The sequence below is a fragment of the Paenibacillus sp. MSJ-34 genome, from assembly GCF_018918005.1.
In the GTDB taxonomy this organism is placed as follows: Bacteria; Bacillota; Bacilli; order Paenibacillales; family Paenibacillaceae; genus MSJ-34.
In genome coordinates, this window is sequence record NZ_JAHLPR010000119.1 from 1 (window position 1) to 1,649 (window position 1,649).

Annotated in this window: 1 protein-coding gene; it reads right to left on the minus strand. The window is 43.8% G+C overall.

The features are described 5' to 3' along the window. Positions 1-167 precede the first annotated feature (167 nt). Positions 168-1,490, minus strand: a complete 1,323-nt coding sequence (locus KQI79_RS27240) for an IS4 family transposase (RefSeq protein ID WP_216541461.1) — start codon at positions 1,488-1,490, stop codon at positions 168-170. Positions 1,491-1,649 lie beyond the last annotated feature (159 nt).

Consider the following 1,649-nt stretch of genomic DNA (forward strand, 5'->3'; position numbering starts at 1 on the left):
CAATGTCATTAAGATAAGCCCAAATATAAAATTTGGAGCAACAAATGAAAAGACAAACGGCATGGGGAGAAGTCCTGTGCCGTTTGTTTTTGACGGAAATAGAAATAAAAGCGCACAGCAAACAAGCGGATGGAACATCCGCTAAAAAAATGTTCAAATGAGACGAATTATGCTACTCTGTAAACGAAGCTAACCGCTGATTTATTGCGAATTTTGCGCGTATTCTTCTGCCCTTGGCGAATGGGTCGAATCGGCAAAATGTTTTTACGAATCAGCGCTTCAACATCGGGCGGGGGTTCATTGTTCCTTGATCGCAGGAAATGTCTACAAACGAGAACGGCGACCGTGAAGTTAACTTGGTATTGGTGCCGCTTATCCATTTGGGAAATGACTACGTGCGAGGTAATCATTTCGGCGAAATTGTACATGATCATTCTTGCGAATATCTCTTGGATGATGGACTCTTGTCTCTTTGCGTGAAAACTCGTCAGACCGACGGTGTATTTTAATGCCCTGAACGAGGTTTCAATACCCCACCGCATGTTATATATGGACTTGATTTCATCGGGTGGGAAATCAACGGCAGAGAGATTCGTAATGACGGTTTCATAAGTACCATAAGGCAGGACAAAACGAACAACCCGAAAAGAAATTGGGTAAAACAAGTTGTCATGCAGATCCAAAAAATCGAATGTGGAAGTGGAAGGAACGAACTTGTACATCTCGGGATGAGCCTTGATCTCTTTGGTTTGTTTTTTGGTGAGTGTCAGATGAACGTCAATATCAAACTCTCCTCCAGTGGGCAAACGCAGGCCCGAAAGGATACCATTTGAGTCCAGATCCTTTACACGTATGACATAGTTCCACTTTTTGCGTTCAATATGCGCGAAATTGTTGTAACTCTCATAGCCTCGATCGGCAATGACAATGGTTTTTCCTTTGATGGGGGAACGGCCAACCATCTCTGCCAGTGCTCTTCCCTCGTTCCACAACCTTCTTGACTGAACAATGGCATCCACGTAAAGTCTGTTACACAAATCGTAGGCTGCGTTTAAATGTAGAAGGTTATAGCCTTTTGTGTTCGGTTGATTTTGAAAGTAGGTATCCGTGTCCGTGGAGTCCGTTGCGAACTGTAAATCCGAACCGTCAACGGCAAGTAATCGATACCCTCGGTAGTTCTTGATATCCGTATATGATTGCGTAAATTTGTGAAACAAGAATTCCACAGCAGATGGCAGGATCTTGTTCCTCTGCTGGACAAAAGCAGACGTGGTTGCAGTGTTTACGTCATAACCCTGCGATTCCAAGAGTTCCTTGTATATGCTGTTGCCGCCCATGGAAATCAGGAGTTCCATTACCGTCTCAAAGGGCAGCTTCTTCTTGCGGGTAAAATCTTTATTAGGGTTCTTGACATAAGGTGCGGGTGCTGCTGACATTTCTCGTATGAGGGATGTCAGCGTTTGTTTTAGTGCATTCGCGTACTCATTCATTGGCGAAACCTCCTCGTTTTTCAAGGGGCTTCGCCACACACTTACAACCAGAAGTCAAGCTTTTTTTTCGTATATACGCAAAAAAAAGAGCGGGCTATCTTTTCGATAACCTGCTCTTGCTCTTGATTATTGGCTCTGGACCTTAACTAAATGACATTG